Origin of the sequence: Acinetobacter sp. Q85-2 (assembly GCF_013420555.1) — a bacterium.
GTDB lineage: Bacteria > Pseudomonadota > Gammaproteobacteria > Pseudomonadales > Moraxellaceae > Acinetobacter > Acinetobacter indicus.
Genome location: NZ_VOXW01000030.1, coordinates 21,135 through 28,074, shown reverse-complemented (window position 1 = coordinate 28,074; position 6,940 = coordinate 21,135). Strand labels below are relative to the sequence as shown.

Sequence of the window (6,940 nt, the reverse complement as noted above, 5' to 3'; positions counted from 1 at the left end):
TAGAAAGTCAACATGCAATGTTGATTTTATTTCTAAACTTACCACCTAAACCAGAACTCAACCATTTTAGCTAAATCCTTGTTTATCAACAAGTTTTTATCAACATCACCGCCGATGGATGTGCATTCTACAGGATTTCAGAGGGGTTGCAACACCTTTTTTAAAACTTCTGAAACGTGTGTTTATTTTATAATCCAAAAAATTTATAAATAATTGTTTTATTTATAAAAAATATTTTAAGAAAAATATTCGTTATTTTATTTGGAAATATCAATTTATATTAAGCTATTGAAATAAATAAATTTTATAAAATTTTAAAAATAAAAAGCAGGACTTTCGTCCTGCTTTTTATCTGCATTTCGAGCTAATTAGAATTTAAAGCTCATTCTCGCCCAATAGTTACGGCCACTGTTGTTGAACTGCTGGGTAATTGGCAGACCTGTACCGGCCGCCCCCATCTTATTTAAATGCTCGGTATAGGTCTTATCTAGAACGTTGTCGATTCCCACAGAAAGATCAACCCCATCGGAAAGATGGTACGTGCCGTTTAAGGACAAAGTGCTGAAACCTGCACTTTCTTTTAGATCATAACCTACGATATTGCCCTGATTCTGGCTAATCCGGTTTTGACCATCCACGATTCGCCAATAGGCCCCCAAGGTATAACGATCCTGGATATAACGTAAGTTTACACGACCTTCAAGCGGTGCAATCTGTGGCAACGGCGTATTGTCAGTGGTGTTTTCACCCCAGGCATACATTGCGCTGACATCTGCTTGAATAGCATCAGTAAACTGATACCCTATCCCCACCTCAGCTCCAGCAATGGTGGCATCAACATTACGTGAGTCTGCTGCATTCTTCATCATTGGAACTTGTTCAGTTGGATCATAGGTCATCAGAATAAAATCATTAATCAAACCTGCATATGCTGATGCCCATGAACTAAAGGCACCATGCTCATGCTGATAGCCAATATCTAACTGTAACGTTTTTTCTGGCTCCAAATACTTAAATGTCGAACCTTCGACACCATTCAAATCAGTTCTAAATAATTCCCAGTAATCCGGCATACGTTCTACATAACCTAAACCAATATAGGTTTTAACATCATGATGAGGATGCTGGTTTTCCAAACGAATAAAAGCACTCGGTAAGGTTTCCTGACGTTGCTGTGTGCTTTGTACCGCATCTACTTCAACCTGATCGACACGAACACCGCCCACCAAACGATTCTGCTCACTCAGCTGATAACCCAACTCACCAAAAGCGCCAACAGACTGAAACTTCATATCTTTGATACGTGGTAAAGCATGATAGGCAATATTATTTTCTGTATCGGTCTTACGGATTGTGTGCTCATTATTTTGAGTATCAATACCCGTAATAAAATCTAGCTGATCCCACTCATGTGTCACTGCCAGACGTGCGTTTAAGGTTTTACGCGCCACGTTGGTAGCCGTTTCTTCTGGCATCATCATGGTCGGCTTAAACTGACGCAAACTATAGTTATCCATCACATGATCATTAAAGTTGTAGTTAACCTGCGCTTCAATTTTCTTGATCACATCAGTGACGTTCTGTTTTTCAACCCGTAAACCCAGACTTTCACGGGCAAATTTAGAACCATCCATCATCCGGCCAGCATACACCGCTTCACCATCGGCTTTCCCCCCAGTCAGTTCGACCCAGGTATCTGCATCCGGGGTCCAGCCCAGTGCTACATCAGCATTCCAACGTTCCCAGTCCGATGGCACGGTATTGCCCTCACCATCCTGATAGCTATTCGATACCGAACGGTTGCTATTTAGGCGAATATATTTCTGCTCGTCGCCTGCTGCAACCTCAATATTATGGTCCAGACGGCCAAATGAACCGGCCAGCACACTCAGTTGACCACGATAGTGCTGATCTTCATCAAACTGTTCCGGACGGCGCTCAAAAATCACGGTGGCAGCTGAACCGGTATTGGCATATTGCACGGTTTGTGGGCCTTTAATTACCGAAATCTGGTCATAACTTTCTGGTGAAATATAGGAGGTCGGTGAATCCATACGACTCGGACAGGCACCCAGGTTTTCTGTGCCATCGGTCAGAATTTTAATCCGCGAACCAAACATGCCACGGAAAGTCACATCGCCATTGGTACCAGCGCCACTGTTGACCGCGCTAAAACCGACAATACTTTGCAGATAATCTGCGCCATCGGTGGCTGGAATCGGTTGAATTGGCTGTTTCGGATCGGCACGGACAATCAGGCCGTTGGCATCATTGCCCTGATGCGCAGTCATCACAATAGGTGCCAGACTTTGGACGGGTGTTGGGGTTTCTGCAAACACAACTGGTGAATAACAAGCAACACAAATCGCAGCCGCAAGAGGCTGTAAAAAGAATTTTGGCTGAGCCATTTTTCATTTCTCACTGGAATACATATAAAACACGGCTTAAGTCATTCAAGACCCAAGCAAAACAAACGCGGTTTTATGCAAACAGTGGCGGTGCCCTACCCTGAGGAATAAGAAATAGTCGTTGCAGTGCAAACCAGACATGCTGGAAAGCTTTTTCAAAAGCGATAAAACGCACTTGAATACGATCAAGCACTTCTTTCACACTGAGTTCTGGCGGTAAAACGAGATTGCCGTACACGGTACAGTACTGGCATTGATGATTGGCATCATGATGATTATGCCCGTCATCTGAAATGACTGGTTGATGCTGACTGTACAGATGTTCGGAATGGGCATGTCCATGCGCTGAATGATCAACCGGCAATAAAAGCGCACGCGTAATGGTTTCACAGACCGGTGCCACCTGATAGGCTTTCGGCAGCAAAGGCTGTAAAAAAACAGCAATCTGTAAAAATACTGCCATCAGTGAGAGCAGTAAACCACTACGAATCAACAAACATATATTCCTGCTTTTGACTGGCCCAAGTATAACAAAGCCCAATCGAAATTGGGCTGTTTTGTCCTGATCTTTTGGTCGCAGGGCTGTTTAGCGTTTAACCGCCACTTTCTGACGCTGACGCACCACTTTTTCGACTTTTTCACGGGCACGCTGGCGCTTTAATGGCGACAGATAATCGACAAAAAGCTTACCATTTAAGTGATCCATTTCATGTTGGATACAGACAGCGAGAAGTCCGTCCGCTTCTAACTCAAATGCTTGACCTTCAAGGTTAATTGCCTCAATTTTTACACGTGACGGACGCTCAACTTTGTCGTATATTTGAGGCACTGACAAGCAGCCTTCTTCATAAGGCTGGGTTTCTTCAGTCAATGGGGTAATTTTGGGGTTAATGAATACCATTGGTTGGTCTTTGTTTTCAGACAGATCCATAACAATCAGCTGAATATGACGGTCAACCTGCGTTGCAGCCAGCCCGATGCCGGGCGCTTCATACATGGTTTCAAACATATCTGCGGCGAGCTGACGAATTTCATCAGTAACTTCTTCGACGGGTTGTGCAATGGTACGAAGACGGGGATCGGGGAAACTTAAAATAGGTAATAAGGCCATATTACGTCCTCAGCTTTGCCATTGGTCAAATAACCGAATGAAGGAATGCTTCATCGAAAAAATGTATGTAAGATCGTTATTATAACGCAACTACATACATAATTTTAGGAATTATGATAATGAAAAAGGTTTTGAAGGGCACATCTTCTTTTCGTGCCTTGGGGTTAAAACAGCAGGCGCTGGCACTTGCTGTCTGTTTCAGTTTTGGGGTGGGCGCAGTCAGTACTGTACAGGCCGCACCGGCACGCAATATCAACCCACCGACCTTACAGGCCAATGCACCAAATGTGTATGTGGTGAAAAAAGGCGATACGCTGTGGGATATTTCCAAGAAGTTTCTGCAAAACCCGCTGCGCTGGCGTGAAATCTGGGCCAGCAACAAGCACGTGAAAAATCCGCACTGGATTTTCCCGGGAGATCGCCTGCTGATGTGTACCTATGATGGCCGCCCGATCATTGGTAAAGATGAAGGTGATGGCTGTGAAGGTATTATCCGTCGTTATACCGGTAACACCACCAGCCTGCAGCCGCAAATCCGGGTCGAGTCACTCAACAATACCATTCCGGTGATTCCACTGGAGTACATCCAGCACTGGCTGGAACGTACCAGCATTATTGCCCCTGAATCTTTGCAACAGACGCCTTATATTTTAGGCACGGCGGATCAGCGTGTCCTGGCGGCCAAAGGCCAGAATGTCTATGCCCGCGGTCAGGGTCTGCAAGTTGGCCAGCGTTATGCTGTGTATCGTGAAGGCGAACCGTATATCTTCACCGATGCCAACGGTAAAAAATACAATGCCGGTCTGGAGCTGACTCAGGTTGCATCCGGTATTGCAGTACGCGGTGAAAATGATATTACCACCCTGGAACTGACCGATACCTACAATGCCGAAGTGCGTCGTGGCGATCGTGTGCTGCCAGAATATGACCCGATGTTACCAACCCTATTCTACCCGACCAATGCCGAACACATTGCAGCAGATGGCCAGGTGGTACGCGTGATGGGTTCAATTGGTACCGCAGCTAAACACAGTGTGGTCACCATTGACCGTGGTCAGGCGCACGGCGTGCAATCCGGTCATGTATTTGCGGTAACTCAAAAAGGCGAAGTGGTCACCGATCCGAAAACCCGTGAACGGGTGCAGCTGCCAGGCGAGCGTATTGGCTATGCCATGGTCTTTAAAACCTTTGACCAGCTCAGCTATGCCTATATTCTGGACAGCGAACTACCAATTAAAGTCGGGGCCGGTATTCAGCCACCGATTATGGAAGATTAAGACTGAGGGATGAGCCATGCTGAATACGATATCACCCGGTCATCTCGCAACGATTCGCCTGTGGTATCTGGTTCAGCATTCGCTCCCCAGCTTTTATAAATTAATCCGGCACTTCGGTTCGGCCGCTGCGGCCACCGAAGCCGGCAACCTGCAGCGCTGGGCAGAACTGGGACTGCATCAGAACCATCTGCAACGCGCACGGGATTTTCATCAAGCACAGGCACAAGCCGACTTCCAGCACTTGCTGCAGCGCGTCCAGCAACATACCGATTTTATTCTTATTCCCGAAGATGTCGGTTACCCCACCCAACTGCTGCCCTATACCGACAAGCCACCAATTTTATTTGGCCAAGGACAGGCACAACCTTTACTTCAGCCGCAAGTGGCAATTGTCGGCAGTCGCAAAGCCAGTCCGCATGGCCGGCAGGTGGCTTATGACTTTGCCTATTATTTAAGTGAAAAAGGCTTTTTTATTAACAGTGGCCTGGCGCAAGGCATTGATGAAGCAGCCCATCAGGGTGGCTTGAAACATCAACGTACCATTGCCGTGATGGGTACTGGTCTCGACCTCACCTACCCGGCCACACACCAGGGTCTGCGTGACCAGATTCTGCAACGGCATGGCACCATTATCAGTGAGTTCCTGCCACAGACCAAACCGCTACAGCAGCATTTTCCACGGCGCAACCGCATTGTCAGCGGACTTAGCCTGGGAGTGATTGTGGCCGAAGCCACACTGGACAGTGGCTCGCTGATTACCGCCAAACTGGCGGCCGAGCAAGGTAAAACTGTGTTTGCCATTCCGGGACATATTTACAGTGAATTTCATCAGGGCTGCCATCAACTGATTCGGGAAGGTGCGATTCTGGTCGATCATCCGGAACAGGTCATTGAAGATCTGGCCTTGCCAACCCAATGGCTGAGTCAACAGCAGGCGACCTTATCCGCTACAGCATCTACAGCTACCCACTCGACCTTGCCCGAACATCTGCTGGCCCTATACAGCCAGCTGGACTGGGTTGGTAAAAACATGGACCAGCTGGCCAGCGAACTGCAACAGGAAACCGCCCATTTAACCGCTCAGTTAATGGAACTGGAGCTGCTCGGGATGGCAATGCAGCAATCGGGGCTATATCTGCGTTGTCGTCCATCGCAATAAGGTTCACAATAGTACACCCCGCATAACCTCGAAAGGTGTACCACATGATTACAACCTCTGTTGCCGAAGCAGCCACTTGTCTACAGCAAGGACAGGTGCTGGCCTATCCTACAGAGGCAGTTTGGGGTCTCGGCTGTGACCCGTATAACCAAGATGCTTTTATGCAGATTCTGCAACTGAAACAGCGTCCGATTGAAAAAGGCGTGATTTTATTGGCAGGTCATATTTCCCAGGTAGAACATTTGCTGCACAACCTGGCCGAACCACAGCGTCAACAGGTGATCGACTCCTGGCTCAATCCACCCGCAGAGCGTGCTACCACCTGGTTGTTGCCGGCAGGTGAGCATATTCCCAGCTGGATTAAAGGCCAGCATCCTAAAGTCGCGGTACGTGTAACCACGCATCCGCTCTGTGTCGCGCTATGTCATGCCTTTAGCGGCTTTATTGTATCGACCAGTGCCAATCCGGCCGGACAGGAACCGGCGCGCTCCCTGCAAGAGGCCAGCCAGTATTTTGGCAATCAGCTGAATTATTTAAATGGCGATTTGGGACTCAGCCAGTTACCTAGCCGTATTCTGGATGCTGAAACCGGTGCCGTGATTCGTGACTGAAGATCGGGCCAGAAATGAAAGAAATTTCAGGCAAAAAAAAGCTCAACCATATAGGGATGGTTGAGCATAAAAAAGGATGTGTATCAATCACATCCAGAGGGTATCGAAATCTCTGGGCAAATCAGCAACAGTCGCTGATCTGCGATGGAGCATATTATGGGTGAACAGTTTAAAAAAAACAAATATATTTTAGCTCTTAAAAAGCAGCTTAAACCTATGATTAATCAACCATTATTTGAAAAAAGTTCAAATTATCTTGCTCTTTTTAAAGTGCTTTTTAAAGAAGCTAAAAGCTACTCTCCTCCACTAAAGTCTATTTGCCTTTATTCACGAGATCATTCAAGCAAAAAATTAAGTTTATTTGTTCGTTTTTT

General features: G+C 46.7%; 6 protein-coding genes. 3 read left to right on the top strand and 3 right to left on the bottom strand.

Annotated elements, in window-relative coordinates:
- Positions 1-368 precede the first annotated feature (368 nt).
- From FTT68_RS13100 to def, 3 genes are all read right to left on the bottom strand, one after another.
- Complete coding sequence (locus FTT68_RS13100) at positions 369-2,408, bottom strand: TonB-dependent copper receptor (RefSeq protein ID WP_180084159.1); 2,040 nt, start codon at positions 2,406-2,408, stop codon at positions 369-371.
- Positions 2,409-2,481: 73 nt separating this feature from the next.
- Entirely contained in the window at positions 2,482-2,904 is a 423-nt protein-coding gene (locus FTT68_RS13095) for a DUF2946 family protein (protein ID WP_016658991.1), read from the bottom strand.
- A 90-nt stretch (positions 2,905-2,994) separates the two neighbouring features.
- Positions 2,995-3,519 (bottom strand): peptide deformylase, encoded by a 525-nt coding sequence (gene def, locus FTT68_RS13090; RefSeq protein ID WP_005181462.1) that lies wholly within the window; start codon positions 3,517-3,519, stop codon positions 2,995-2,997.
- Positions 3,520-3,638: 119 nt separating this feature from the next.
- On the opposite strand from def, the gene FTT68_RS13085 reads away from it, so the two are divergent.
- The 3 genes from FTT68_RS13085 to FTT68_RS13075 are packed head-to-tail and all read left to right on the top strand — an operon-like array spanning position 3,639 to position 6,566.
- A complete protein-coding gene (locus FTT68_RS13085) occupies positions 3,639-4,796 on the top strand; it encodes a LysM peptidoglycan-binding domain-containing protein (protein ID WP_016658990.1) in 1,158 nt (385 codons plus the stop codon).
- 16 nt (positions 4,797-4,812) lie between these two features.
- On the top strand, positions 4,813-5,955 hold the full coding sequence (gene dprA / locus FTT68_RS13080; protein WP_180084157.1) for a DNA-processing protein DprA: 1,143 nt from the start codon (positions 4,813-4,815) through the stop codon (positions 5,953-5,955).
- A gap of 44 nt (positions 5,956-5,999) precedes the next feature.
- Positions 6,000-6,566 carry an L-threonylcarbamoyladenylate synthase gene (locus tag FTT68_RS13075; protein ID WP_005181449.1) on the top strand — a complete coding sequence of 189 codons (567 nt, stop codon included), beginning with the start codon at positions 6,000-6,002 and terminating at the stop codon, positions 6,564-6,566.
- Positions 6,567-6,940: the final 374 nt, after the last annotated feature.